The 25,919-nt window shown below is 71.6% G+C and carries 25 protein-coding genes, 1 tRNA gene and 1 pseudogene; 12 read left to right on the top strand and 15 right to left on the bottom strand.

All coding sequences use genetic code 11. The annotated features are described in order from the left end of the window. The first annotated feature begins 148 nt into the window (after window positions 1-148). The 3 genes from AB0O21_RS22510 to AB0O21_RS22500 all read left to right on the top strand — a co-directional run bounded on the left by AB0O21_RS22510 (window position 149) and on the right by AB0O21_RS22500 (window position 2,988). Window positions 149-772, top strand: coding sequence for a VTT domain-containing protein (locus AB0O21_RS22510; RefSeq protein WP_365173043.1), 624 nt, complete (start codon window positions 149-151; stop codon window positions 770-772). Between the two features lie 634 nt (window positions 773-1,406). Beyond that, on the top strand, window positions 1,407-1,952 hold the full coding sequence (locus AB0O21_RS22505; protein ID WP_365173042.1) for a hypothetical protein: 546 nt from the start codon (window positions 1,407-1,409) through the stop codon (window positions 1,950-1,952). 136 nt (window positions 1,953-2,088) lie between these two features. Then, window positions 2,089-2,988, top strand: coding sequence for a universal stress protein (locus tag AB0O21_RS22500; RefSeq protein ID WP_365173041.1), 900 nt, complete (start codon window positions 2,089-2,091; stop codon window positions 2,986-2,988). Between the two features lie 6 nt (window positions 2,989-2,994). On the opposite strand, the gene AB0O21_RS22495 is transcribed toward AB0O21_RS22500, so the two are convergent. Together AB0O21_RS22495 and AB0O21_RS22490 are read right to left on the bottom strand one after the other, a co-directional pair. Further along, window positions 2,995-3,225, bottom strand: a complete 231-nt coding sequence (locus AB0O21_RS22495; RefSeq protein ID WP_365173039.1) for a DUF2277 domain-containing protein — start codon at window positions 3,223-3,225, stop codon at window positions 2,995-2,997. A gap of 7 nt (window positions 3,226-3,232) precedes the next feature. Next, on the bottom strand, window positions 3,233-3,841 hold the full coding sequence (locus AB0O21_RS22490) for a hypothetical protein (protein ID WP_365173037.1): 609 nt from the start codon (window positions 3,839-3,841) through the stop codon (window positions 3,233-3,235). A 91-nt stretch (window positions 3,842-3,932) separates the two neighbouring features. Between AB0O21_RS22490 and AB0O21_RS22485 the strand changes: the two genes are divergently transcribed. From AB0O21_RS22485 to AB0O21_RS22475, 3 genes and pseudogenes are all read left to right on the top strand, one after another. After that, window positions 3,933-5,216: a TerD family protein gene (locus AB0O21_RS22485; protein WP_365173035.1), complete on the top strand. Its 1,284-nt coding sequence runs from the start codon at window positions 3,933-3,935 to the stop codon at window positions 5,214-5,216. A 601-nt stretch (window positions 5,217-5,817) separates the two neighbouring features. After that, window positions 5,818-6,244 (top strand): annotated as a pseudogene (locus AB0O21_RS22480) (hypothetical protein); the annotation flags it as partial. Between the two features lie 75 nt (window positions 6,245-6,319). Next, entirely contained in the window at window positions 6,320-6,853 is a 534-nt protein-coding gene (locus AB0O21_RS22475; protein WP_365173034.1) for an SMI1/KNR4 family protein, read from the top strand. Window positions 6,854-6,919: 66 nt separating this feature from the next. On the opposite strand, the gene AB0O21_RS22470 is transcribed toward AB0O21_RS22475, so the two are convergent. Continuing rightward, entirely contained in the window at window positions 6,920-7,153 is a 234-nt protein-coding gene (locus tag AB0O21_RS22470; RefSeq protein ID WP_365173032.1) for a hypothetical protein, read from the bottom strand. 244 nt (window positions 7,154-7,397) lie between these two features. Continuing rightward, a tRNA-Val gene (locus tag AB0O21_RS22465) sits at window positions 7,398-7,472 on the bottom strand. Window positions 7,473-7,583: 111 nt separating this feature from the next. Here AB0O21_RS22465 and AB0O21_RS22460 point away from each other — a divergent pair. The 3 genes from AB0O21_RS22460 (at window position 7,584) to AB0O21_RS22450 (ending at window position 10,256) form a co-directional block, all read left to right on the top strand. Then, window positions 7,584-8,828 carry a hypothetical protein gene (locus AB0O21_RS22460; RefSeq protein ID WP_365173031.1) on the top strand — a complete coding sequence of 415 codons (1,245 nt, stop codon included), beginning with the start codon at window positions 7,584-7,586 and terminating at the stop codon, window positions 8,826-8,828. Window positions 8,829-9,478: 650 nt separating this feature from the next. Beyond that, the gene (locus AB0O21_RS22455) at window positions 9,479-10,009 is read left to right on the top strand and encodes a DUF4383 domain-containing protein (RefSeq protein ID WP_365173067.1); all 531 of its coding nucleotides are present in this window, start codon (window positions 9,479-9,481) and stop codon (window positions 10,007-10,009) included. A 31-nt stretch (window positions 10,010-10,040) separates the two neighbouring features. Beyond that, window positions 10,041-10,256, top strand: coding sequence for a zinc ribbon domain-containing protein (locus AB0O21_RS22450; protein WP_329386049.1), 216 nt, complete (start codon window positions 10,041-10,043; stop codon window positions 10,254-10,256). An 18-nt stretch (window positions 10,257-10,274) separates the two neighbouring features. Here AB0O21_RS22450 and AB0O21_RS22445 read toward each other — a convergent pair whose 3' ends face one another. From AB0O21_RS22445 to AB0O21_RS22430, 4 genes are read right to left on the bottom strand one after another with little or no spacing between them, the layout of a single operon-like run. Continuing rightward, the gene (locus AB0O21_RS22445) at window positions 10,275-10,937 is read right to left on the bottom strand and encodes an O-methyltransferase (RefSeq protein ID WP_365173030.1); all 663 of its coding nucleotides are present in this window, start codon (window positions 10,935-10,937) and stop codon (window positions 10,275-10,277) included. Next, complete coding sequence (locus AB0O21_RS22440; protein WP_365173029.1) at window positions 10,934-11,755, bottom strand: HAD family hydrolase; 822 nt, start codon at window positions 11,753-11,755, stop codon at window positions 10,934-10,936. The genes AB0O21_RS22445 and AB0O21_RS22440 overlap by 4 nt, the downstream gene beginning before the upstream one ends. Continuing rightward, window positions 11,752-14,292 carry a phosphoribosyltransferase gene (locus tag AB0O21_RS22435; protein ID WP_365173028.1) on the bottom strand — a complete coding sequence of 847 codons (2,541 nt, stop codon included), beginning with the start codon at window positions 14,290-14,292 and terminating at the stop codon, window positions 11,752-11,754. The genes AB0O21_RS22440 and AB0O21_RS22435 overlap by 4 nt, the downstream gene beginning before the upstream one ends. An 8-nt stretch (window positions 14,293-14,300) precedes the next feature. Continuing rightward, on the bottom strand, window positions 14,301-15,467 hold the full coding sequence (locus AB0O21_RS22430) for an HpcH/HpaI aldolase/citrate lyase family protein (RefSeq protein ID WP_365173027.1): 1,167 nt from the start codon (window positions 15,465-15,467) through the stop codon (window positions 14,301-14,303). A 195-nt stretch (window positions 15,468-15,662) separates the two neighbouring features. On the opposite strand from AB0O21_RS22430, the gene AB0O21_RS22425 reads away from it, so the two are divergent. Further along, a complete protein-coding gene (locus AB0O21_RS22425) occupies window positions 15,663-16,409 on the top strand; it encodes a TerD family protein (protein ID WP_365173025.1) in 747 nt (248 codons plus the stop codon). Window positions 16,410-16,695: 286 nt separating this feature from the next. Here AB0O21_RS22425 and AB0O21_RS22420 read toward each other — a convergent pair whose 3' ends face one another. The 6 genes from AB0O21_RS22420 to AB0O21_RS22395 form a co-directional block, all read right to left on the bottom strand. Continuing rightward, on the bottom strand, window positions 16,696-17,436 hold the full coding sequence (locus AB0O21_RS22420; protein WP_365173024.1) for a Tellurium resistance: 741 nt from the start codon (window positions 17,434-17,436) through the stop codon (window positions 16,696-16,698). Window positions 17,437-17,536: 100 nt separating this feature from the next. Next, the gene (locus AB0O21_RS22415; RefSeq protein ID WP_365173065.1) at window positions 17,537-18,649 is read right to left on the bottom strand and encodes a DUF475 domain-containing protein; all 1,113 of its coding nucleotides are present in this window, start codon (window positions 18,647-18,649) and stop codon (window positions 17,537-17,539) included. A 33-nt stretch (window positions 18,650-18,682) separates the two neighbouring features. Continuing rightward, window positions 18,683-19,258 carry a TerD family protein gene (locus AB0O21_RS22410; RefSeq protein WP_365173022.1) on the bottom strand — a complete coding sequence of 192 codons (576 nt, stop codon included), beginning with the start codon at window positions 19,256-19,258 and terminating at the stop codon, window positions 18,683-18,685. Window positions 19,259-19,392: 134 nt separating this feature from the next. Continuing rightward, window positions 19,393-19,968 (bottom strand): TerD family protein, encoded by a 576-nt coding sequence (locus AB0O21_RS22405; RefSeq protein WP_365173020.1) that lies wholly within the window; start codon window positions 19,966-19,968, stop codon window positions 19,393-19,395. A 102-nt stretch (window positions 19,969-20,070) separates the two neighbouring features. After that, on the bottom strand, window positions 20,071-20,529 hold the full coding sequence (locus AB0O21_RS22400; RefSeq protein WP_365173018.1) for a peroxiredoxin: 459 nt from the start codon (window positions 20,527-20,529) through the stop codon (window positions 20,071-20,073). 159 nt (window positions 20,530-20,688) lie between these two features. Beyond that, window positions 20,689-21,117, bottom strand: coding sequence for a DUF3052 domain-containing protein (locus AB0O21_RS22395; RefSeq protein WP_365173017.1), 429 nt, complete (start codon window positions 21,115-21,117; stop codon window positions 20,689-20,691). Between the two features lie 451 nt (window positions 21,118-21,568). Here AB0O21_RS22395 and aceE point away from each other — a divergent pair, with 451 nt between their 5' ends. Then, complete coding sequence (aceE, locus tag AB0O21_RS22390) at window positions 21,569-24,301, top strand: pyruvate dehydrogenase (acetyl-transferring), homodimeric type (protein ID WP_365173015.1); 2,733 nt, start codon at window positions 21,569-21,571, stop codon at window positions 24,299-24,301. 354 nt (window positions 24,302-24,655) lie between these two features. Beyond that, the gene (locus tag AB0O21_RS22385; protein ID WP_365173013.1) at window positions 24,656-25,444 is read left to right on the top strand and encodes a potassium channel family protein; all 789 of its coding nucleotides are present in this window, start codon (window positions 24,656-24,658) and stop codon (window positions 25,442-25,444) included. On the opposite strand, the gene AB0O21_RS22380 is transcribed toward AB0O21_RS22385, so the two are convergent. Then, window positions 25,425-25,805 (bottom strand): peptidase inhibitor family I36 protein, encoded by a 381-nt coding sequence (locus AB0O21_RS22380; RefSeq protein ID WP_365173011.1) that lies wholly within the window; start codon window positions 25,803-25,805, stop codon window positions 25,425-25,427. The genes AB0O21_RS22385 and AB0O21_RS22380 overlap by 20 nt on opposite strands. Between the last annotated feature and the right edge of the window lie 114 nt (window positions 25,806-25,919).

Genomic DNA, 25,919 nt, shown 5'->3' with positions numbered 1-25,919 from the left:
TGACACACGTGAGGTGAGGGGCGGCCCCGGGGGTTCAGGAGGCGGCCGCCGGGCGTAGGCTGTATGGCTGTCAGCCGCTCCTGCCGCTCCCCCGCGACGTCGCGGCGCTTCACGCCGCAGCACGTCAACCGGACTGGGGAGTCCCGCCTTGTTTGAGACTCTGGGGTCGCTGACCGCGAGCCCATGGATCTACGCCGTGGTGGCGGTGTCCGTCGTGCTCGACGTCTTCCTCCCGGTCCTGCCGAGCGGGGTCCTGGTCATCACCGCGGCGGCCGCGGCGGCGGCGGCCGGCGCGGCGGGGCCCGTACCGGTCACGACCCAGGTGCCGGACATCCTGGCCCTGCTGGTGATCGCCACGACCGCGTCGGTACTGGGCGACATGGCGGCGTTCCGGCTGGCCCGGCGCGGCGGGGCCCGGCTGGACCGCGCCATCGCCCGCTCCCGCCGGCTGACCCGGGCCCACGAGCGCCTGGGCACGGCACTGGCCCGCGGCGGCGGCGCCCTCGTCGTGATCGCCCGCTTCGCCCCGGCCGGCCGCTCGGTGGTGTCGCTGGGCGCGGGCAAGACCCACCGCAAGGTGAAGGACTTCCTGCCGTGGTCGGTGCTGGCCGGCATGGCCTGGGCGGGCTACAGCGTGGCCCTCGGCTACTTCGGCACCCAGTGGCTGGGCACCCAATGGCTCGGCACGGCCCTCTCCCTGGTGGCCCTCTTCGCAGCCGGCGCCCTGGCCGCCTTCCTCCTCCGCCGCCCCCACCCCACGACGGCGACCTGACCCCGCGGGCCCCACGGTGAGCCGCCCGCCCGGGACATCCCACCCGAGGCGGGGCAGGGCAGACCAAGGCGGACGCACGTCCGTACGCAAGGCGGCAGCGCCAGGGCGAGCGAAGGCCGGCCGGACCAGGGCGCGGCGGACCGTCGACCGGACCGATGGAGGCCAGGGCCTGGCGGACCGGGGAAACGGGCGGGCGACGTGCGTAGGTGCGCCACCGTATCCAGCAGGCACGAGCCGCAGCCACACGGGCGCCGCCCCCACCACGCACGCACGAACCCCCAGCCACGCGACCACCAGCCGCAGACACACTGCACCTCCCCGCACGGACGCCCCCTCAGCCACGCAGGCGCCGACCCCAGCCACGCACCCACGAGCCGCAGGCGCGCACGCACCGGCCGCAGGGGCGGCGCGTGGGGTCACGCCCCGCCGGCCCGGAACGGCGGCCCACGTACCACCGCCCACCGCGCCGGAGGCGTCCGGCTCCCCCGGGCGGAGCAGCGGCTCACCCGTTCACCCGGCCCCGCGCGCCGCGGCCCGGTCGGGCTCCTAGCGTCCGAAGTACGGTGCGCAACCGAATCCGCGTCACATCCGTGCCCTGGCCGCGCCGTTTCGAGGAGCCCGAGGAGTTCTCTCCATGCACGCCAAGCCGCCGCCGCACGCCAAGCCCCCCGCCCAGCCCCAGCCCCAGCCCCACCGCACCCGCACCCGCACCCGCACCCGCGTCACGGCCGTCGCCGCCGCGGCCTTCGCCGCCGCCCTCACCCCCGCCACGCTCGCCTACGCCTACCCCACCGCCACCGTCTCCCCCAGCACCGTCGCCCCCGGCGGCCGCGTCGCCCTCAACGTCGACGGCTGCGGCACCAGCACCGCACGGGTCACCTCCACCGCCTTCGGCGAGGTACGGCTGACCCCGGGCAACCTGAACACCACCAACCTCTTCGGCAGCGCCACCGTCTTCCGCAACGCCTTCACCGGCACCCACCGGGTCGTCTTCGAGTGTGGCGGCCCCGGCGGCGAGCGCGTCACCATCCCGCTCCAGGTCATCTCGGGCGCCGCGCGCGGCGGGACGGGCGGCAGCATCGGTTCCATGAGCCCGGGTCAGATCGCCGCGGGCGGAGCCCTCGCCGCCGGGGCGCTCGGCACCGGGGTGTGGCTGCTGCGCCGCCGCTCGGCCGGCTGACCACCCCTCCGCCCCCAACCCCCACCGCGGGGGTGGCCGTTGGTCCCGCCCTTCTCGGGACCTTCCCCACTCCCGCCCCGCGCCCGCCTCCGCAAGGCTGAAGCCACGAGACCTTCCGCCCTGCGAGGAGCCCGCCATGACAGACCAGCGCCCCGTGATCGCCGCCGTCGACGGTTCCGAGAACGGCAACCGGGCGCTGGAGTGGGCCATTTCCCAGGCCCTCCTGGCGGGCGCACCCCTGCGCATCGTGCACGCCCGCCTCTACATGAACTCGATCGGCTTCGCCCTGGGCGCGCCGCCCACCGAGGACGGCGTCGGCGACGACCCCGTGCTCGTCCGGGTCCGCGGCGCCCTCGAAGGCCGCGCCGGCCTGCCCCCGATCTCGTACGCCTCCCACCCCGGCACCCCCGACCACGTGCTCCCCGGCCTCGGCGAGGACGCCCGCGTGATGGTCCTCGGCTCGCGCGGCCGCGGCGGCTTCGCGAGCCTGCTGCTCGGCTCGAACGGACTGGCCTGTGCGAGCCGCGCCGCCTGCCCCGTGGTCGTCGTACCGCGCGCCGGGCCGTCGGCCCGGGACCCGTACGGTCAGGTCGTGCTCGGCGTGAACAGCGCGTCCCCGGACGACAGCACCACCTTCTTCGCCTTCCGCGAGGCGGCCCTGCGCCGGGCCCGCCTCCAGGTGGTGGTGGCGCATCCCTGGCCGGCCCCGGCGGTCACCGCCGTGGGGGCCATCGGCACGGCGGTGCACGACGAGACGGCCGCGACCGCCCAGGTCACGGCGCTGGCCTCGGCGCACGTACGCCCGCACGCGGAGCGTTTCCCGGAGGTGGAGGTCGAACTCGCAGCGGCTCCGGGCGACGCGGCCGGCCACCTGGTCGCCGCCTCGCAGGCCGCCGACCTGATCGTCATCGGCCGCCACCGCAAGCGCCCGCTCTCCCCGCACCTGGGCTCGGTCACCAACGCGGTGCTGCTCCACGCGGCCTGCCCGGTCGCGGTGGTCCCCCTGGGGGAGGACGCCGTCCCCGCAGCGGCCTAGGCCGGGTCACGCCGAGGCGGTGGCGGCCTGCCCCCGTACCTGGAGGCCGTCGAGCAGCGCCGCCGTGGCCTCGGCGACGGCGTCCACGGCCGCCTCGAACACCTCGTGGTTGTGCGCGGCGGGCGCCCGGAAGCCGGACACCTTGCGTACGTATTGCAGCGCGGCGGCCCGGATCTCCTCCTCGGTGGCCTTCTCGGGGATGGAGGGCGGGCGCAGGGTCTTGATGGAACGGCACATACCTCCACTATGCCGGGGGAAGTTCCGCCCCGGACAGCTTCATGATGAGCCCGGCCTGGATCCGCCCCCGCAGTTCCGGGTCCTCGACGGCGTCGAGCAGCCGGACAGCCTGTCGCATGCTCTCGACGGCCCGCCGGTCGTCGCGCAGCGAGGCGGTCTGGGCGGCCATGTGCCGCAGGGCGAGGTCGGCCCGCCGGTGGAACAGCTGCCCGATCAGGGTCACCACCAGCCCCGCCGATCCGGTCACGATCCCGAGGTAGAGGTCTCCGCTGGTCTCGGCCTTCCACACGGCCAGTCCCACCCCGAAGAGCAGGATCAGGGCCCCCGCCCCGGCGAACCGCTGGCTGGTCGCGAAACTGCTGCGGGCCTGCGTCAGCCCGTAGGCGTAGTACTCGACGAGGAGGGGCGTGAACTCGTCCCGCCGCTCCTCCGATGGCCCCAGGGGCGGCCGTACGGCACCCACGTCCTGGAACTTCGACCCGCCCACCCGCTGCCCGGGCACGGCCGGCTCCACGGCCGGGCCTGCGGCCGCCCCCTCCGCGAGCCGCGCGAGGAGCCGTGCCCGCTCCTCGTCCCGCCGCCGCTCGAACGCCTTCCCCCAGACCCTCTCGAACACGGCCACTCCCCCACCTCCGAGCCACCCGCTCACCCGCTCGCCCGCCCCCGACGATCCCATGCCCCCGTAGCCCGGCCAAGGGGTCGGAGCCGTGTGGCACAGTGGCCTGGGCGGTCTCGACGCGCGGGGGTGTACGGGTATGACGGTGCTCGGCAAGGGCGGCAACACGGCCATCACGGCGGAGCGGGTGACCGCGTCGCTGCACTGCGCGGGCGCCCCCGTGGACCTCAGCGCCCTCCTCGTGACGGCGGACGGCAGGGTCAGGTCGGACGACGACATGGTCTTCTACAACCAGCCGTCGGCCGAGTCCGGAGCAGTCCGCCACCGCGCGGCCGACGCCGCCGGCCCCGAACGCATCGAGGTGGACCCGTCGGCCCTGCCCGCCGACGTGGACCGGGTGGTCCTGATCGCGAGCTGCGACCCCGACGACGCCACCCGCACGTTCCGCGAGGTGAGCGACGTACGGGTGCACGCCGCCCAGGCCGGCACGGACCCGGTGGAATTCCTCCCGCCGCCCCTCACCGACGGCGAACGGGCCGTACTCCTCCTCGAGATCTACCGCCGCGGCACCGGCTGGAAGCTCCGCGCCATCGGCCAGGGCTACGCGGACGGCCTGGCGGGCCTGGCCACGGACTTCGGCGTAACGGTGACCCCCGCGGACCCCACCCCGGCCCCGGCCCCGACCCCCACCCCACCGCCCACCCTCCTCAAGGCCCCTCTAGGCAAGATCAGCCTGGACAAGGGCGGCCAGGCCTCCATCAGCCTGGACAAGCAGGACCGCGAGCTGGTGGTCACCGCCACCCTGGAGTGGGACGGCGGCAGCGAGCAGCGCCGCAAGCGCGGCGCCGACCTCGACCTCTACGCCTTGTTCGTACCGGCCGCGCAGGCCCAGCGCGGCGCCAAGGAACCCGGCACCCTCGTCCGAACGGGCCCCACCTCCCCGAAGGACTCCAAAGCCGTCTACTACAAGGACCTCGGCTCCCTCACCGAACCCCCGTTCATCAAGCTGGACGGCGACGCCCGCGAACCCGGCTGCGAAACCCTCCGCATCACCCGCCCGGAGGAACAGGGCTACGTCCTGCTCTGCGCATACTCTGCCGTCAGCAACGGCTTCGGCTCCTTCCGCAGCTTCGGCGCCCACGTGGTCGTCACGGACGGCCGCGGCTCCACCGTGACGGTGCCCCTCTACGAGAACACCAAGACCCGCTACTGGGTGGCCATCGCCCTGGTCGACTTCACCACCCCGAACGGCGCGGCCATCCGCCACATCGAGGCGTACAGCTCCCGCATGACGGAACGCCGCCCTGTACTCCACGCGGATGGCACGATCCAGATGAACGGCGGCCCGGTGGAGTTCAAGCGCCCCGGAACCTAGACTGACGAAGCCATGAAAGATCCCCAATTCCAGGGAGATGTCCAGTATGGCCAAGCGAGGTAACAAGAAGCGCGCCCGCAAGAAGAAGAAGGCCAACCACGGCAAGCGCCCCAACGCCTGACCGCCACACGAGGCCCCCGCCAACCCCGGCGGGGGCCTCGGCACCGAAGCGACGTCGGCGCCGCGCTCCACGGGGCACGTCACTCTGGCCCGCGACTGGCGCGGCAAGCGCGAGCAAGGCCTCCGCCGACACGCGCGCCCGCCGCGACGGGTTGGTACACGCTCTTGAACGCGCAGTCCGCGGAAATGCCTGTCAGTGCTGCCGATTAGGGTGCGGCTGCGCGCGGTCGGCTTCCGAGGTGTCCAGCTCTGTAGTGCGGCTGCATCCCTGGCTTTGTCCGGGGGCGGCCCGGGGCTGGCCCCGGGACCCAACCGACGGTCAGGCTCCGCCGATGGCCAAGAGTGACCTGCCTGCGCCGGCCGCGCGCACGTGTTCCCGGCCGAACGGGCACGGGAAGGGCCCGACCGCGGCGGTCCGTTGCTGTCAGACCCGAGGGATACGGTGCGACCACGATGGAACGTTGCGTTGTGGGGAGGGCCCTTGGGAGCCAAGACCGGTCTGCTCGTGTATGCCGACGGCGATGTGCCGAGCCTGCTGCGACAGGTGGGTGCGCCGGACTTGGAGCAGACGTCCCTCATGATGCGGCGCCTGTATCCGGGCTGTGAGATCGAAGTGGCTGAGGCCTCGGTGCTCGGGGAGGGCGTCTATCCCCCCGACGGAACGGCCTACGCGGCCGGCCGGCCGGCCGGGCGTGGAGATCGTCTGCGATCGACGCGTGATGATCGATTTCCCGTCACGCCTTCCTGAGCACCTTGTGGCGGCGAGTGCCGGCCGACGGCTGATCCTGCACGCCATGCACAGCGTGGTCGACTGGCTGGCGTTCGCCGTGTGGGAGGACGGACGCCTCATCCGATCTCTGAGCCTGTCACCGGATCACGGGATCATCGAGAACATCGGGAAGCCCCTCTGTCGGCCGCCACCGTGCACAGTCAGTGATGCCAGACGCATCGTGGGCCTCCCGAGCGGTCACTAATCTGTTCACATGATCCCGAACGAAGACCGCCGGTTTCCCCCTGCGCTCGCTGCTGCCATGGCGGTCCGCCTCGACTGCATGGGCGAGGACGGCGTGGACTTCGAGCCCTACGAGTCCTTCGTGACTGCCGACGACACAACGGATTGGCTCCGTGCGTGGACGGGCAACAGCCACCTGACCGGCGATGACTTCCGTGTCTTCGGCCAGGACGGCACCGGCGGGAACGCGGCCTTCTGGCTCATCCGCCCCGGCCGGGACCTGGCAGAGCAGCCCGTTGTCTTCATGGGCTCCGAAGGAGAGACCGGCGTCGTCGCCCGCGACCTAGGCGCCTTCCTCTGGCTGCTGGCCGACGGCTTCGGCCCGTGGGAAGCGGCCGCCTTCCACGAACCCGAGCCCGACTGGACTCCGCAGGTCAACGAGGACCTAGCAGCCCTCGCGGAGCAGCACGCTCCCGACCGGCGGGCAGCGGCACCGGCGATCATCGCGGAGGCCGCGCAGGAGTTCCCCGACTTCGACGACATCATCATGGGACTGTGCCGCTGAGCCTCGTGTGAGATGTCAGTGCTCAAGGTCGTTCCGGCACCGCTCGTGCCGGCAGCCGTCGTCTCGCTAATGCAGCCGCCGAAGGTGCTGCAGAGCGGCGACGGGGAACGGGTGCCCCATCCACTTCTCCAGGTAGCCGTCCTCACCGTGATCCCGCAGTACGGGCTCGGCCGCTTCCATCACCGTGTGGCCCAGCGCGCTACGGGGCTGGGTTGAGCTCCAGGAAAGAGTGCCGCCCGTCTCGTCGGGCGACCCCCAGCTCGTCGCTCCGTCCGGGAACTGGTAGATGGCGATGGACACGTCCAGCTCCTGGCGCCGGAGTAGCCACCTCATCTCCACGGGTTCGAACCCCGTCACGGCATACAACAAGTCGGCAAGGGCGTCCGTGCAGTAGCCGATCTGGGCCATCCGGTTCACGACGCCGGCCCCGGCGTGCGGGTGTGCCCTCGGGAAGGACGATGAGCGTCCCGCCGGTGAGTGAGGTACTGCCGTCACTCATAGCCGTCAAAGGCCCCCAACCGTGATTGGTTGGGGGCCTTCGTGTTGGTGGGCGCGGACGGTTTCGAACCGCCGACATCTGCTTTGTAAGAGCAGCGCTCTACCCCTGAGCTACGCACCCGTGGATGAGTGGACAGCCTACATGCCGGGCACACCCCCCACGCAAACCCGTTCTCGTGGGGGAGAATGGACCGGGGCACGGCTGGCGCGGACGCGGTACGGGAGAGGGATTGTGACGACGGCATCCCGGCGTTGGTTCGGCGGGCGGGACGAGAGTCGGCGGGCTGACGCGCAGGCGGCGAAGGATGCCGCCGCCGCGGCGTTCTACGAGCTGGACACCGCGCAGCGGGATCTGCGGATCTCCATCGAGACCATCGCGGCGGCCGACGGGTCGCCCGCCGCGCGACAGGCGAGCGAGGGCTTCGCGGCGCTCGGGCAGCGGATCGATCAGGTCAGCCACGTGTACATCGAGGCGGTCGACGCGCACGACCTGGACCGGGCGGAGCTGGAGGCTTCGGTCGCCGCGCGCGCCCGGGAGCAGCTGACGCGGGCCCGGGACGAGCTGGTGCGGGTCAAGGGGGAGCTGGACCGGTTCGCGCAGGGGCTGCAGCCGCTGCTGGACAAGGCGGAGACGCAGCTGGCGCGGGTCGCGCCGGCCCGGGAGCGGGCCAAGGCGGCGCTGATCGGGGCGAGCGACGCGCTGGACGCCGTACGGGCCAAGGGGATGCGGGCCGACGACCTGGCGGCGCGGCTCGCCGCGCTGGGGCCGGAGCTGACCAAGCTGAACCAGGGCGCGGCCGTGCACGGGGTGCAGGAGACCGTGCAGCGCGCGGACCGGATCCTGCGGGACGCGGAGGCGATACGGGCCGAGGCGGCGCGGCTCCCGGAGCGGGCCGCGGAGATCGACCGGCGGCTGGTGAGCCTGCGTACGCGGGCGCAGGCCCTGCGCAACCGGGCGGACCGGGTGGATCCGGTGCTGAGCGAGCTGCGCCGGAGGTTCGCGGCGGCGTGCTGGCAGGACCTGCAGCACGTGCCGGACCAGGCGGTGCGGGACGTCGCGGAGGCGGAGGACCGGTTGTTCGAGGCCGGGCGGGCGCGGGACGAGCAGCGCTGGGCCGACGTGGCGGCGCTGATCGAGGCGGTCCGTACCTCGCTGGACGCGACCGACGAGGCGGTGTCGGCGGCGCAGGACCGGCTGACCCGGCTGGAGGCGGTGGCGCGGGATCCGCAGGCGGAGGTGGACCGGACCAGGTTCGCGATCCGGGACGCGCAGCGGCTGGCGATGGCGGGCCGCAGCGTGCCCGATCCGCGGCACGCGCGGCCGCTGGACGAGTCGGTGGCGCGGGTGGCGCGGGCGCTGGCCGGGCTGGAGGGGCGGCACCCCGACTACTGGCACTTCCTGCAGGAGATGGAGGAGGTCCGGGTGGCGGTGGGCCGGGTGGTGTCGGACATCCGGGACCAGCGCGCCGTCGGGTAGCCGAAGCCGGGCAGGCGCCAGCGGGCAGGCGAGGCCGGGCAGGCGACGTCGGGTAGCGCGACACCGGGCGGCCGCCGCCGGACGGGCGACACCGGACGGGCGACACCGGACGGGCGACACCGGGCAGGCCAGGCGCCACCAGGCAGGCGACGTCGGGTAGCGCGACACCGGGCGGCCGCCGCCGGACGGGCGCCACCGGACGGGCGACACCGGGCAGGCCAGGCGCCACCAGGCAGGCGCCAGCGGGTAGCGCGACACCGGGCGGCCACCGCCGGGCGGCCGCCGCCGGGCGGCCGCCGCCGGGCGGCCACCGCCGGGCAGGCGCCGCCGGGACCCGGAGTCCCCCGGTCCCCCGGTCCCCGGGTTCCGGAGTTGTCCCGGGGTGGGCAGCGGTGGATGCTGGAGGTTCCGGGAACGGAGCAGAGGAGGGCGGTATGGCTGCCCACGCTTTCCACACGTCGCACTCGTCCCACGGTCTCCGCAGGTCTCGTACGGGCCGTACGGGCCGTACGGCCCAGGCGCCTCCTGCGTCCCAGGAGTCCTACGTGCCGCACGCGCTCTACGGGTGCACCGAGCCCCACGAGCACTACGCGCCTTACATGCCGCACGAGAACCAGGCGCCCAGCGCGCCCCACGTGTCCCACGCATGGATGCGCCGCGTCATGCACCCCGTCAACGCCCGCCTCGACGAGCACCTGCCCACCGACCACAAGCTCAGCAAGATCTACCGGGTCGGCGCCGGCCTGACCGGGCTGCTGCTCGTCGCCTTCGGGGTCCTGGGGCTCATCGACCGGATCGGGTTCTTCGACACGGGCGGCGACACGGTGCTCGCCCTGAACACCAACGGCGCGCTGAGCGTCCTGTCGATCTGCATCGGCGGGCTGCTGTTCGTCGGGATGGTGATCGGCGGAACCTTCGCCTCCACCTTGAACATCGTGCTCGGGGTGGCGTTCATCCTGAGCGGCTTCGTGAATCTGGCCCTGCTGGACACCGGTTTCAACTTCCTCGCGTTCCACATCCAGAACGTGCTGTTCAGCTTCGTCGTCGGCGTGATGCTGATGTGGTTCGGGATGTACGGGCGGGTGGGCAGTGCCCTGCCGCACGACAATCCGTACTGGCGCGCCCGCCACCCCGAGCAGGCGGCTCGCGAGGATCGGGGGGAGCGGACCGCACGGGTGTAGGACTCCGCCTGCCACCGCCTACCCTGTGGCCATGCCTCGATACGAATTCCGCTGCCGGACCTGTGACGACACCTTTGAGGTCAGCCGGCCCATGGCCGAGTCGTCCGCCCCCGCCGACTGCCCCGCCGGGCACGCCGACACCGTCAAGCTGCTCTCCGCCGTCGCCGTCGGCGGGACGAGCAGTGCCCCCGCGCCCGCGATGGGCGGCGGGGGCGGGGGCTGCTGTGGTGGAGGGGGCTGCGGCTGAGAGCCGAACGGGGACGGCCTAGCGCTTGCGGGAGAGCGTGAGGCCGTCCGAGATCGCCAGCAGGACCGACTCCATGCGGGTGTCCGCGGAGACGTGGTCGTTGAAGGCGCGGACGCCTCGCGCCGAGGAGCCGGTGGCCGACTCGTCGACGACCGTGCCGTGGAACAGGGTGTTGTCCGTGACGATCAGGCCGCCCGGACGCAGCCGCGGCACGAGTTCCTCCCAGTACGCGATCTGGCTCTCCTTGTCGGCGTCGATGTAGGCCATGTCGACGTGCGGCTGCGCCGGCATGGCCCGCAGGGTGTCCAGCGCCGGGGCGATCCGCAGGTCGATGCGGTCCGCGACGCCGGCCTTCGCCCAGGCCTCGCGGCCGTACGCGGTCCACTTCTCGGAGATGTCGCAGGCGATGATCCGGCCGTCCTCGGGGAGGGCCTGCGCCATGGAGAGGGTGGAGAAGCCGGTGAAGGTGCCGATCTCCACGATGTGGCGGGCTCCCGTCAGCCGGACCAGGAAGGCCAGCAGCGGCCCCTGCTCCTCCGCCGACTGCATTCCCGCGACGTCGGGGAAGGTGGCGTACGTCGTCTCCACCAGCCCCCGCTGGATCGCGTCCAGCGGGGGGTTGTGGTCGAGCATGTACCGGTAGAGCTCGTCCGTGATCTTGGTCGTATTGCCCTTGGTCATGCGGACAGTGTCGCAACCGCCCGGCTGAATGCGCGGACGATTTCCTCACCTGCCGCCACTCCGGCCTCCGTCAGGGCCGTCACGTTCGGCGCCGTCCAGCCCGCGTCCGCCAGCTCGCCGTGGCCCGGGCGCCAGGCCCGGTCCGCCGCCAGCAGCAGGTCCGCGTCCAGCAGCGAGTCGCCGGCGGCGAGGGTGGCCGTGGCGCCGGTGCGGCGGGCCACCTCGCGCATGGCCGCGCTCTTGGTCAGCGGGCGCGGGACGGCGTAGATCTTCCGGCCCTGGAGCGAGATCGTCCAGCCGCGGGCCTCGGCCCACTCGGTCAGCGCCTTGAGCCACTCGTCGGGCACCAGGGCCCGCTCGACGACCAGGTAGGCGAACAGGTCCTCCGCGACCCGCGTCTTGCGCAGCCACGCCGGGTCGGCCACGGCCTGCAGGTGCCCGTGGACCTCCTCCAGCGGCGCGCACTCCTCCGCGAGCCGCCCGGCGACCGCGCGCCGCCAGTCCCGGTCGGGCACCCCGTCGACCAGCAGCTGACCGCCGTTCGCGCAGATCGCGTACGGGGCGGGGCGGCCGGGGAAGCGGATGCGCTGGTACTGCTTGCGGGTGCGGGTGGTGGTGGGGACGAAGACGACCGAGGGGTCGTCCTTGAGTTCCGCGAGCAGCGTCGCCGCCGTCTCCGTCATGTAGGACAACGGCTTGCTCTCGTGGACCTCGACGCACAGCAGCCGCGGGGCCACCGGGTCGGGCATGGTCAGGCCGAGCGCGGCCGTCGAGTAGATGAGCGTACGGTCGAGATCACTGGCTACGAGGACAGTCACTTCGAGGCCACAGCCTTTCCGTCGGCGCCGGTGGCGCCGCGCGTGAATCGGGGGTGGATGAGTCCCACGCAGGTGTAGGGGAGCCCGTCGACCTCTTCCACCGGGACCCCGCGCTGCTCGGCGAGCAGCCGTACGTGGTCCAGGTCGGCCCCGGCGCCGCGCTGCGCCAGGATCTTCCACGGGACCCGGCGCAGGAGCACGCGGGTGGTCTCGCCGACGCCCGGCTTGACGAGGTTGACGTCGTGGATGCCGTACTCCTCGCTGATCCGCTCGACGGCCGCCCAGCCCTCCCAGGTCGGCGTGCGGTCGGCCGCGAGGAGTTCCTTGACCTCGTCGTCGACGGCGTCGGCCACCTCGTCGAAGTGGGCGGCGACGGTGTCGACGAAGTCGACGGAGACGTCGGCTCCGGCGAGCTCGCGGTAGAACTTCGCGCCGTGGAAGTCGGCGGGTCCGACCAGGTCGGACCTCAGCACCGTACGCGAGATGAGGCCGGAGACCGTGGAGTTGAGACAGGCGGAGGGGATCAGGAAGTCCTCCCGGGTGCCGTACGTCTCCACGCAGGAGCCCGGGTCGGCCAGGACCACGATCTCCGGGTTGAAGCCCTCGAACTCGCCGAGGGCCACGCGCAGTTCGCGGGTGATGGCGCCCTTGCCCGTCCAGCCGTCGACGAAGACGACGTCGGCCGGGTCGTGGTGGGCGGCCAGCCACCGCAGGGCGTTGGCGTCGATGCCGCGGCCGCGCACGATGGAGACGGCGTAGTGCGGCAGGTCCAGGCCGTGCCGCGCCTGGGCCCAGCGGCGCATCAGCACGCCGACGGGGGTGCCGGCGCGGGCCAGGGAGACCAGGACCGGGGAGGGGGTGCGCTCGGCGAGGACGGTCTCGGTGACCGTGCCGACGGCCTTGGCCATGCGAGCGGCGGAGGCCTTCAGCGCGCTCTGGTAGAGCTCCTGGTACTGCGGGGAGGGCTGGTACTCGACGGGCAGGGACTCGGCGTAGTGCGCGCCGCCCGCCTGGATCGCTTCCTCGCGCTCCTCCGTCGGGGCCTCCAGTTCGACGTCGGAGAAGTCCTGGAGCAGCCAGCCGACGTCCTCGGCGGCGTACGAGGAGAAGTCGGGGCCGCGCAGGGGCTCGGGCATGATCGGCTCCTGCCGGTCGGGTACGTAGGAAGGGACCACCGCGAGCACGACGCGGCCGGTGTGCGGGGCGAGGGCGTCGAGCAGGCCGGTGCGGAGTTCGGGGGTGTCGCCGGCCGAGTCGACGACGGCGACGACGGCGTCGAAGCCGGCTCCGGCGACGTTGTAGGCGTACCGGTCGCCGGGGCCGTCGGCGGGGGTGTCGTGGGCCGGGAAGACGAGCCGGGTGCGGATGGCGTAGCCGGGGTCGTCGACGGCGAGCACCGGCGAGCGGGTGGTGGTGGAGAACCGGACCTCGCGGGCCGCGCCGGCCTCCTCCAGGGCCTTGGCCAGGCGCAGGGGGGCGTACATCAGCTCCTCGTTGCCGAGTACGAGGACCCGGCCGGCGTCCGCGCCGAGCGCTGCCGCGAGCTGGGCGGTCATCGCGGGCAGGGCCGCCTCCAGCTCCGCGCGGTGGGTCGCCGTGAAGCCGTGGCGGCCGCCGTCGGGGACGCCGGTGGGCCAGGCCAGCGCGACGCGCGTGACCGGCTGCGGGCCGTCTGCCGGGGCTCCGCCCCGGACCCCGCTCCTCAAACTCCCCCAGCTACCGCTGGGAGGTACCCCCTGGAGGGGCTGGATTTGCCCGGCCTCGCTCGGAACCTCGGCGGCGGCTTCGTGCTCCCCCACCAGCGCCTGGCCCCGTTCCAGCACCCCCTCCGGGAGGAGAACGGTGCCCGAGGCCAGGGATATGAGGTCCACGCGGGCACCGATCTCGGCAGCGAAGGCCGAGAGGCGGTCGCGGTCGGCCGGGGAGCGCATGTCGACCAGCGCCACGACGACGTAGTGGGTGCGCGGGTGGCGGGCGTGCAGGTCGCGGATGGTGTTCAGGACGGTGTTGCCGGTGGAGAACTCGTCGTCGACCAGGACCAGCGCCCCGGAGCCCGCGAGCAGCTTCGGGTCCTCGGGCAGCAGCAGGTGCGAGGTGGCGTGCGAGTGGGACTCCTCGAAGCCGCCCGCCTGCTCCACGCCCTCGACGGGCCGGCGGGTGGAGTGCAGGTAGGGGGCCGGGCCCAGGCCGTCGGCCACGCAGTGGCCCAGCCCGGTGGCGGTCTCCGCGTAGCCGAGGACCACCGCCGAGGCGGCCGCGTCCTCGCCGAGCAGGGCCCGTACGCGCTGTCCGAGCCCGTAGCCGGCGTCGTACACCGTCCGCGGGGACTGCGGGACGTGCTTGCCCAGCACCTGCGAGACGAGCAGGTGCGCCCGCTTGGGGTTGCGCCGCAGCGCCAGCCCGAGGAGTTCGGTGAGCCGCGGGCTCCCGGCCGCCTCCTCGGCGTCGTCCAGCCGCACTCCCAGGCGGTCCGCGACCCACGTTCCCGACCACACCGTGTCGATCTTCTTGCCTTCCCTCGTACCCAGCTCCGTCACCGGCCCGCTCACACCTGGAGCCCGGCCGTGAGGAGGTCGACGAAGCCGACCTCCTCCTTCGCCACACCGAAGACCTCGGCGCGCAGCATGGTGCGCTCGGCCCAGGCCCGGTGGGGCTTCACCTCGTTCATCTTGTTCGTGTAGGCGGAACGCATCACTCCGCCGCCGCCGCGCTCGGGGCGCAGGATGTCCTGCGCGTCGCTGAACTCCTCGTGGGAGACCACCGACAGCGCGTGGACGGGCGTGACGTGGGCCGGGTGGATGCAGGTCTTGCCGAGCAGCCCGTTGGCCCGGTCGAGCTCGATCTCGCGCAGCAGCCCGTCCAGGTCGTGCTCGATGAGCGCCGTGCGCAGTTCCTCCACGCCCTCCTCCAGGAAGGGGCTGCGGCGCAGCTGGGGCTTGAAGAGGCGCTGCTGGCTGCGGAAGTACTCCCAGACCGGGCCGGTGACGGTGAAGCCGGTGCCGTCGGCGCGGCTCAGCACGTTCACCACGTCCGCGATGACGCCCGCCACGATCTGGACGTCGTAGGCGGTCATGTCGGGGGTGCGCCGCAGCCCGTAGGCGGAGCAGAAGTCGGTCACGCCGAGCCGCAGGGCCAGGACGCGTTCGCGGTGGGCATTGACCGTACGGGAGATGCCCGCGAGGGCCGCGACGCGGGTTTCGAGGTGGAGGAGGTCCGGGGTCTCCAGGACCGGCATCGCGTACAGCCGGGACCGTCCGCTCGCGGCTTCCGCCTCGGCGACGGCCTCGAGGAAGGCGGTGCCGCGGCTCTCCGTGAACTTCGGGAGCACGAATCCGGCCAGGTGCCGCACGGTGCCCCCGAGGCGCTGCACCAGGTCGGGAATCTGCTCGGGCGTGCGGACGCGGACGAAGATCAGCGGGAACTCCGCTTCGTCCGCGTCGAGCGCGGCGAACTGCCGGACGAGGTTCTCCTCGGCACCGGCGACGTCCGCGTCGCTGATGGAATCCTCCAGGCAGAGGACCATGGAGACGACGCCGCGGCCGGCCTGCTTGCGGATGTCCGCGGCAAGGGCGGGGCGGGTCGCGGGGCTGTACAGCGTGGCGCCGAGCGCCGCCGCCAGGATCCGGGCGGGAGAGTCCCCTGTGAATTCCGCCGGTTCCTGGTGGAAGAGGTCCTTACGGACGCTGGGCGATATGTGCCCAAAGTGACGCATGTGCTTCCCCCGTACTCGCCTCGGCGGCCCAACTGGCGTGGCCGGTAATAGTACGTACGAACGTGGGTCAAAAATTCCTCAAGCACATGAAGTTCAGGTAACCCCCTTGCACCATGCCCAGCTCTTTCGTTTGAGACAAGGCCTTACGGGGGGCCGCATTGTCCCGCTCCACCCCGGGAGGGCAGGATGACGGGCATGACGCACTCGATGCAGAAGGGCTCGAACATCCCGGTGGCCGCCGTGGCGGTCCGGGCGGTGCTGCGCTGGACCGGCGGCCCCGACGTTCCGGACGTGGACGCCTCCGCGCTGCTCGTGGGCCCCGACGGCCGGGTGCGTTCGGACGAGGACTTCGTCTTCTACAACCAGCCCCGGCACCCCTCCGGCGCCGTCTGGCGGCTCGGCAAGAAGCAGCTCGGCGACGCGATCACCGACGCCGTGCAGGCGGACCTGCGCACGGTGACCCCGGGCGTGGACCGGATCCTGGTGGTCGCCTCCGCCGAGGACGTCCCCTTCGAGCGGGTGCGCGACCTGCGGATCCTGCTCTACGACGCCTCCCCGACCGGCGGCTCCGAGCCGCTGGCCTACTTCGACGTACGGCCCGAGACCGGCGCCGAGACGGCGCTGATCTGCGGGGAGCTCTACCGCCGGGGCGAGGGGTGGAAGTTCCGCGCGCTCGGCGAGGGCTACTCCAACGGCCTCGTCGGCCTGGCGACCGACCACGGCATCTCGGTCGACGAGAACGCCCCCGAGGCGGCGCCCCAGCCCTCCACCGGACCCACTTCCGAGCAGACGGCGGCCATGGCCCCGCCCACGCAGGCCCCGCCGGCCGTCCAGCCCGCCTACGGGTACCCCCAGCCGGTCTCCCCGGCCCCGGTCCCGAGCCCGGGCGGCGACCCGACGTTCCGCCTGCCGATCCAGGGCCCCCAGTTCATCCGCCGCTGACGCCGCACGACGCCCGGCCCCGGCGGGGCCCACCACTCGGGCCGGCCCAGGGCGGGGCCGCAGCGCGGGGCCTTCCCCCACCCCGCCCCTTCCCGGCGTACCGAATATGCGGCTCCGCCGCGTGGGGGCTCCGCCCGTACCCGGTCCTCGAACGCCGGACGGGCTGGAGGGTGCGGCCCGGCCGGAAAACCTGGGGCTCCGCCCCGGACCCCGCGCCTCAAACGCCGGCGAGGCTGGATACGCCCCGCAGCCCGCCCCGCCGGTCCCAGGCGCCAGGCGTCAGGCGTCAGGCCTTGGTGCTCTTGTAGCCCCGCCCCCACTGGAGCCCCCAGCCGTACAGCCGGTCCAGCTCGGCCTGGAACCCGTAGACGAACTTCACCTCGCGCCGCACGATCAGCTCGCCCTTCACCTTCTCGAAGGACACCACGGCGCAGGAGCGGGCCTCCGGATGGCGCTCCTCCAGCGCGATCTCGATGCGCGGTCCGGAGCTCGGGAAGAGGGTGACCAGGGCGTGGGTCCGGTCGAAGGCCGGGGTCTGGTCGTAGATGTAGACGAAGAACAGCAGCCGCTTGATCTCGTCGGCGTGGTCGAGGTTGACGTAGAGGGTCTCGCCGGACGCCGATCCGAACCGGTCGTCGCCGCTGAGCTTCACGTACGGCGGGTCGTTGATGTCGCCGAGGAGGTTGCCGAGCGGCTGCACGGCGCCCCGGGTGCCGTCGGTGAGCTCGTAGAGGCAGCCGAGGTCGAGGTCGACGTTGACCATGCCCTGGGTGTGCGCCTGCACCATGTCGGGCTTGAAGAGCTTGAACGGGTGCCGGAACAGCTGACCGCTCTGGCCCGAGCGGCCGCCGATGTCCGAGGTGCGCATGCGCCAGGACAGGTTGACGCGCAGATTGCCGTGTACCGCCCCCTGTTTGGTGAGCGACACCGTCGGATGTCGCCTGGTCAGCTCGATCGCGTTCGTCGAGGCGCTGCCCGACTGGAACTGGCCGGCCCGGCTGCCCATGATGCCGTCGAAGAAACCCATCCCCTACCCCCCTGGATACGTACGGAAAGCGGGGCGGCCCGCCGGGTCCGTGGACCCGCTGGGCCGCCCCGCAATGGAGCGTTCCGCATTACCGCCGCGGTCATGCCTCGGCGGCGGAACCCTCCAGTTCCAGCTTCTTGTTGCGCCGCACCGAGGACCAGAAGGAGGCCGCGATGAGGACCACTCCGACGAGGCCGGTGACGACCTCGTTGATCTCGTGCTCGATGGTGACCAGGAGGATCACGGCGAGCGCGCCGATCGCGTAGTGCGCGCCGTGCTCCAGGTAGACGTAGTCGTCCAGCGTGCCCTGGCGGACCAGGTAGACCGTGAGCGAACGGACGTACATGGCGCCGATGCCCAGACCCAGCGCCATCCAGAAGATGTGGTTCGTGATGGCGAACGCGCCGATGACCCCGTCGAAGGAGAACGATGCGTCGAGGACCTCAAGGTAGAGGAAGAGGAAGAACGCGGCCTTGCCGGCGAGGCCGACGGCGGAGACGGGCTTGCCCTCGGCCTTGGCCTTCTCCTCTTCCTCCTGCTCGCGCTCCTCTTCCTCCTCCAGCTTGTCCTCGAAGTACGAGGACAGGCCGCCGACGATGAGGTAGGTGATCAGGCCGGCGACGCCGGCGAGCAGCACGGTGGCGGACTTGTCCGCGTGGCCGGCGCTGGTGTGCGCGTTGACCGCGAAGGTCATCGCCGAGACCAGCAGCGCGATCAGGGCGATGCAGACCGACAGCATGTCGACCTTGCCGAGCTTGGCCAGCGGGCGCTCCAGCCACTGGAGCCACTTGATGTCCCGGTCCTCGAAGATGAAGTCGAGGAAGATCATCAGCAGGAACATGCCACCGAAGGCGGCGATGGCCGGGTGGGCGTCCGTAACCAGGGCCTCGTACTGATTGGGGTCGTCCAGCGCCAGCTCGATCGCCTCGATGGGACCGACCTTGGCGCTGATGGCGACGATCGCCACCGGGAAGACCAGCCGCATTCCGAAGACGGCGATCAGGATGCCGACGGTGAGGAAGATCTTCTGCCAGAAGGCGTTCATCTTCTTCAGGATTCCGGCATTGACGACCGCGTTGTCGAAGGACAGCGAGATCTCGAGGATCGACAGGATCAGTACGACCCCGAACGCCTCCCACCCCCACTGCCACGCGGCAAAGGCGAGGCCGATCGCCGTGATGGCGAACGACCAGCCGAAGGTTTTCAGAACCACTGGCACCTGGCACCCCATGCGTCTTGTACGGCTTTACGAAACGTTGACCCCGAAGTCTAGAGCGATGCCCCTGAGCCCCGACGCGTACCCCTGCCCCACCGCCCGGAACTTCCACTCGCCGCCATAGCGGTAGACCTCGCCGAAGATCATCGCGGTCTCGCTGGAGGCATCCTCGGAGAGGTCGTAGCGTGCCAGCTCCTGGCCGTCCGCCTGGTTCACCACCCGGATGAAGGCATTGCTGACCTGGCCGAAGCTCTGCCGGCGGGTGTCCGCCTCGTGGATGGAGACCGGGAAGACGATCTTGTCGACCTGGGCCGGCACCTTGGTCAGGTCGATGATGATCGACTCGTCGTCGCCGTCACCCTCGCCGGTGAGGTTGTCGCCGGTGTGCTCGACGGAGCCCTCGGGGCTCTTGAGGTTGTTGTAGAAGACGAAGTACTCGTCCCCGAGCACCCGGCCGCTGTTGCACAGCAGCGCGCTGGCGTCGAGGTCGAAGTCGGCCCCCGTGGTGGAGCGCGCGTCCCATCCGAGGCCGATCAGAACCCGGGTGAGGTTCGGTGCGGCCTTGGACAGGGAGACATTGCCCCCCTTGGCGAGTGTGACGCCCATGATGTGGTCCTCCCCGGACGACGGTGTGACGGCGGTGTGATGACGGCCTGACGCCGCGTACTGGTGGCGGAAGCCGGTCCGGCGCCGTACACACAGTGCACGGCGCCGGACGGTCGGACTGCTCTCGGATCAGATCAGACGTTGACGCCGAAGTCCTGCGCGATGCCGCGCAGGCCCGAGGCGTAACCCTGGCCGATGGCACGGAACTTCCACTCCGCACCGTTGCGGTACAGCTCGCCGAAGACCATGGCGGTCTCGGTCGAGGCGTCCTCGGAGAGGTCGTAGCGGGCGAGCTCGGTGTTGTCGGCCTGGTTCACGACGCGGATGTACGCGTTGCGGACCTGGCCGAAGCTCTGCTGGCGGGCCTCGGCCTCGTAGATCGACACCGGGAAGACGATCTTCGCGACATCGCCGGGGACGCCGGCGAGGTTCACCTTGATCGCCTCGTCGTCGCCCTCGCCCTCACCGGTGGTGTTGTCACCGGTGTGCTCGACGGAGCCGTCGGGGCTCTTCAGGTTGTTGAAGAAGACGAAGTTCGCGTCGCTGGCGACCTTGCCCTGGTCGTTGGTCAGGATCGCGCTGGCGTCGAGGTCGAAGTCGACGCCGGTGGTGGTGCGAGCGTCCCAGCCCAGACCGACGATGACCGCCGTCAGGTTAGGCGCGGCCTTGGTCAGCGAGACGTTGCCGCCCTTGCTGAGGCTGACTCCCACGGGTCCTCCATTGGGTTCTGTGTGGGGCAGTGCCCCGTCGTGCGGTTGCTATCGGATCAACGTTTCGATCCTAGTGACGGGTTCCCGCCCCGTAAGGGGTTTTCAGAGGCTGTCGAGAGCCTTGATGTACTCGTTCAGGTCACGGGCGTCGGGCAGACCGTTGACCACCGTCCAGCGCACGACGCCGTCCTTGTCGATGATGAAGGTGCCGCGGACCGCGCAGCCCTTCTCCTCGTCGAAGACGCCGTAGGCGCGGGAGGTCTCGCCGTGCGGCCAGAAGTCCGACAGCAGCGGGTACTCGAGGCCCTCCTGCTCGCCGAAGACCCGCAGGGTCGGCACGGAGTCGTTGGAGACCGCGAGGAGCTGCACGTCGTCGTTCTGGAAGCGCGGGAGCTGGTCGCGCAGCTCGCACAGCTCGCCCGTGCAGACGCCGGTGAAGGCGAACGGGTAGAAGAGCAGCACGACGGCCTTCTCCCCCCGGAAGTCGGAGAGCCGCACCGTCGCGCCGTGGTTGTCCTTGAGCTCGAAGTCCGGAGCCTTGTCGCCGACCTCGTGTCCCATCTCTCGCATCCCTTCGTTCCCGCATCCCTGCGTTGGGCTGTTCGGGTGAGTCAAAGCCTAGGGCCTGGGGCCCCCAGAGCCGGGAACGCACACACCCCGCCGACCGGGATCACCGGGTCGGCGGGGTGCGGTTGCGTGTCCGCTCGGCTGCGGTGCGGCTCAGCGCTTGGTCTTGGCCGCGGTCTTGGGCGTCACCAGCTTGGTGGCGGCCCATTCCTTGCCGACACTGATGCTCCTGGTCTGCGACAGGCCGGCCGTCTCGGCGGCCTCGCTGATGTCGCTGGCCTCGACGTAGCCGTCACGGCCCGTCTTGGGGGTCAGCAGCAGGATCAGGGCGGCGTCCTCGACCAGCTCTGTGGCGTCGACCAGCGCGTCCGTCAGGTCGCCGTCGTCCTCCCGGAACCACAGCAGGACCGCGTCGGCGACGTCGTCGTACTCCTCGTCGACGAGTTCGCCGACGAGCTCCTCGACGGCATCACGGAATTCCTGATCGACGTCGTCGTCGTAGCCGATCTCCTGGACCACCTGTTCGGACTGGAAACCCAGCCGGGCGGCCAGGCTCTCCGCGTGGTCCGCGGTCGCGCTCACGGGGTGCCTCCTGCTCATGTTCGGTGAATGTCTTCGGCGGCGCGCGTACGCGCAGCATTGGGCGTAGTCCACACGGGCGCGGCGGATCGCGCAAGTACCCGGCCGCCGAGACCGTCGAAACGGTGACGATTGCGGCCGTCTCGCCGCAACTTTCAGCCTTCCCGCACGGACCTCTGGTGATTCATCCCACACCATTCCAGCTGATTCGGCATCGCATGAGGACTTTCCTACCTGTTTGAGGGACGAACGGCCTTACGAAGGTGGTGACCGGCTTGGGCGTAAGGTTGCGATTTGGCCGGAACCGCCACCGATCCCTCCGTTGTCCTCCCCCTACGTTCCCTGCCGACTCCAGGGATTACCCAGCGGTAAAGATGACGATCTCGGCCGAGCGTAAGACCATGGGAGGCGGCGAACCCAAAAGGCACGACTCCCCCGACAGCGAAGGAACAGCGTGGCTTCCGCATCCGATCGCAATCCGATCATCATTGGCGGCCTGCCGAGTCAGGTCCCGGACTTCGATCCGGAGGAGACGCAGGAGTGGCTCGACTCCCTGGACGCAGCGGTCGACGAGCGGGGCCGTGAACGCGCCCGCTACCTCATGCTGCGGCTGATCGAGCGGGCCCGCGAGAAGCGCGTGGCCGTGCCCGAGATGCGCAGCACGGACTACGTCAACACGATCGCCACCAAGGACGAGCCGTTCTTCCCCGGCAACGAGGAGATCGAGCGCAAGGTCCTGAACGCCACCCGGTGGAACGCGGCCGTCATGGTCTCGCGCGCCCAGCGTCCGGGCATCGGCGTCGGCGGTCACATCGCCACGTTCGCCTCCTCCGCCTCCCTCTACGACGTGGGCTTCAACCACTTCTTCCGGGGCAAGGACGAGGGCGACGGCGGCGACCAGATCTTCTTCCAGGGCCACGCCTCACCCGGCATCTACGCCCGCGCCTACCTCCTGGACCGGCTCACCGAGCAGCAGCTCGACGCGTTCCGGCAGGAGAAGTCGAAGGCCCCGTACGGCCTTTCCAGCTACCCGCACCCGCGGCTGATGCCGGACTTCTGGGAGTTCCCGACCGTCTCGATGGGCCTCGGCCCGCTCGGGGCGATCTACCAGGCCCGGATGAACCGGTACATGGAGGCGCGCGGGATCGCGGACACCTCCAAGTCCCACGTTTGGGCGTATCTCGGTGACGGCGAGATGGACGAGCCGGAGTCGCTCGGCCAGCTGTCCATCGCCGCTCGCGAGGGCCTGGACAACCTGACGTTCGTGGTCAACTGCAACCTGCAGCGCCTCGACGGCCCGGTCCGCGGCAACGGCAAGATCATCCAGGAGCTGGAGTCGCAGTTCCGGGGCGCCGGCTGGAACGTCATCAAGCTGATCTGGGACCGCTCCTGGGACCCGCTGCTGGCCCAGGACCGCGACGGCATCCTGGTCAACAAGATGAACTCCACCCCGGACGGGCAGTTCCAGACGTACGCCACCGAATCGGGTGCGTACATCCGTGAGCACTTCTTCGGCGGCGACCAGCGACTGCGCGCGATGGTCGAGAACATGACCGACTACCAGATCCAGCACCTGGGACGCGGCGGCCACGACCACAAGAAGGTCTACGCTGCCTACGCGGCGGCCAAGGCCCACAAGGGCCAGCCGACGGTGATCCTGGCGCAGACGGTCAAGGGCTGGACGCTCGGCCCGAACTTCGAGGGCCGCAACGCGACGCACCAGATGAAGAAGCTGACGGTCGACGACCTCAAGCGCTTCCGCGACCGCCTGCACATCCCGATCACGGACGCGCAGCTGGAGAGCGGCGCCCCGCCGTACTACCACCCGGGCCCGAAGTCGCCGGAGATCCAGTACATGCACGACCAGCGCAGCGCGCTGGGCGGCTACGTGCCGACCCGCGTCGTGCGCGCCAAGCCGCTGCAGCTGCCGGACGACGCGACGTACGCGGCCGCCAAGAAGGGCTCGGGCCAGCAGTCGATCGCCACCACGATGGCCTTCGTCCGCATCCTGAAGGACCTGATGCGGGACAAGGAGATCGGCAAGCGCTTCGTGCTGATCGCGCCCGACGAGTACCGCACGTTCGGTATGGACGCCTTCTTCCCGAGCGCCAAGATCTACAACCCGCTGGGCCAGCAGTACGAGGCGGTCGACCGCGACCTGCTGCTCGCGTACAAGGAGTCCCCGACCGGCCAGATGCTGCACGACGGCATCTCGGAGGCGGGCTGCACGGCCTCGCTGATCGCCGCGGGTTCGGCGTACGCGACGCACGGCGAGCCGCTGATCCCGGTCTACGTCTTCTACTCGATGTTCGGTTTCCAGCGCACGGGTGACCAGTTCTGGCAGATGGCCGACCAGTTGGCGCGCGGTTTCGTCCTCGGCGCGACCGCGGGCCGGACCACCCTGACGGGTGAGGGCCTCCAGCACGCCGACGGTCACTCCCAGCTGCTGGCCTCGACGAACCCGGGCTGCGTCGCGTACGACCCGGCCTACGGCTACGAGATCGCGCACATCGTCCAGGACGGTCTGCGGCGGATGTACGGGCCGGAGGCGGAGGACGTCTTCTACTACCTGACGGTCTACAACGAGCCGATCCAGCACCCGGCCGAGCCGGCGGACGTCGACGTGGACGGGATCCTCAAGGGCATCCACCGGGTGTCGACGGGGACGTCGGGCACGGTCGGGGCGCAGATCATGGCCTCGGGCGTGGCGGTGCCGTGGGCGCTGGAGGCGCAGCGGCTGCTGGCGGCGGACTGGAACGTCCGGGCGGACGTCTGGTCGGCGACCTCCTGGAACGAGCTGCGCCGCGAGGCCGTCGAGGTGGAGGAGTACAACCTGCTCCACCCGGAGGAGGAGCAGCGCGTCCCGTACGTGACGCGGAAGCTGTCGGGTGCGGAGGGTCCGTTCGTGGCGGTGTCCGACTGGATGCGGTCGGTCCCGGACCAGATCTCGCGCTGGGTGCCCGGCACGTACACCTCGCTGGGCGCGGACGGCTTCGGCTTCGCGGACACGCGCGGTGCGGCGCGGCGCTTCTTCCACATCGACGCGCAGTCGGTGGTCCTGGCGACGCTCACCGAGCTCGCCAGGGAGGGCAAGATCGACCGCTCGGTACTGAAGCAGGCGGTGGACCGCTACCAGCTGCTGGACGTCACGGCAGCCGACCCGGGCGCGGCCGGCGGCGACGCGTAACGCCTGCGGCGCGCTCGGCCGACAACGGCGGGCCGTACCGGGCGACGGGCCGCGCCCGGGCTCCCGCCACGGCTGACGGCCGGCCCGGGCCGTGCCGGGCACTGGCGCGCCGGCCGGGCCCGGCACCCGGCCCGGCGGCCGGGCCGCGGTCGGCGGCCCGGCCCACGGGCCGGCCGGACGTCCCGGCGCTGTCCGTCGGCCGGGCCCGGGCGGGCCGCTGAACCCGGCCCGGCGCGGGCCCGGGCAGGGCCACGGGCTGCTGCCCAGGCTCACCGCCCCGCGGGGTTGCCCTCCTCGGCCGTCCGGCTCCACTGGGGGGCACCTGCGCTTTACTCATTCCTTACGATGCTCCGCATGAAGGAACCCTCCCTCCAGGCTCGCTGGGAGCGGTGGAGCCAGACCCCGCTGCTGATCCTCGCCCTGGGCTTCGCCGTCGCCTACGCCGTGCCGATCGTCGTCCCCGACGCGAGCCCCGAGGTCCACCGGGCCTGCACCCACGCGGAGTGGGTGGTGTGGGGGGCCTTCGCCCTGGACTACCTGGTACGGCTCGCCCTCGCGCCGGACCGGAGGCGGTTCATCCGGACGCACTGGCTGGACCTGGCCGCGGTGGTGCTGCCGCTGGTCCAGCCGTTGCGGCTGCTCCGGCTGGTCGCCACGCTGCTGCTGGTGGGCCGGCGGGCCCGGATGGCTCCGCAGATCCGGCTGACGACCTACGTGGCCGGGGCCGTCGTGGGGCTGCTGATGTTCGGCTCCCTCGCGGTGCTGAGCGTGGAGCGGGACGCACCCGACGGGAACATCAAGAACCTGGGCGACGCGGTGTGGTGGTCCTTCACCACCATGACGACCGTCGGCTACGGCGACCACTCCCCCACCACGGGCCTGGGCCGGGTGCTGGCCGTCGGGCTGATGCTGTCGGGGATCGCCCTGCTCGGTGTGGTCACCGCGAACATCGCGGCCTGGTTCATCGCCCGGTTCGAGCGGGACGACCAGGTGGAGCGGCTCCAGCTGGCCGCCCTCCAGGAGCTCCAGACGGAGGTACGGGCGCTGCGCGCCGAGGTCGCCCGGCTGGGCGGCGAGGCCGCCGGCCGGCCGGGGGCCCCGGCGCCGCGCGAGGTCGCGCCGTCTAGTTCTCCCACACCTTGAACGCCCTCACCTGGTAGGGCGACTGGGGCAGCCAGACCCCGTCGCCCGGGTAGGTCTGGAACTCGCCGGTCTCCGCGCACTCGACCGACTGGTAGGTGGTGACCGGGCGCCCCGTCCGGTTGGTGAGGGACTGCGCGGTCGTCCCGGCGGGCAGCGCGGTGCAGCTGTTGATGTCGAGGCCGCTCAGCTCGAAGGTCTGCCGCTTGCCCTTGAACTCCGCCTTCGCCCACAGGCACAGCTGCCCGGTGGCGCAGCCTGTCAGCGTCGGCGGGCCGGCGGCGTGCGCGGAGCCGGCTGTGCTCGGGATCAGGGCGGTCAGGGTCAGGGCGACGGCGGCGAAAGTGGTGCTCCACGTACGCATGACGGGTCAACTCCTTGTGGACGGGCGGCCCCCGGACCGTTTCCGGGGCTTCGCCGCTACCCACGCTGACCTGCGAAGACGGGCGGGCGGAAGGGGGCCGGGGCAGGTCCACCC

This window comes from Streptomyces sp. NPDC091371, assembly GCF_040684275.1.
In the GTDB taxonomy this organism is placed as follows: domain Bacteria; phylum Actinomycetota; class Actinomycetes; order Streptomycetales; family Streptomycetaceae; genus Streptomyces.
Note: the sequence above shows the minus strand (reverse complement) of the source record. Positions and strands in the feature narration are given on the sequence as shown.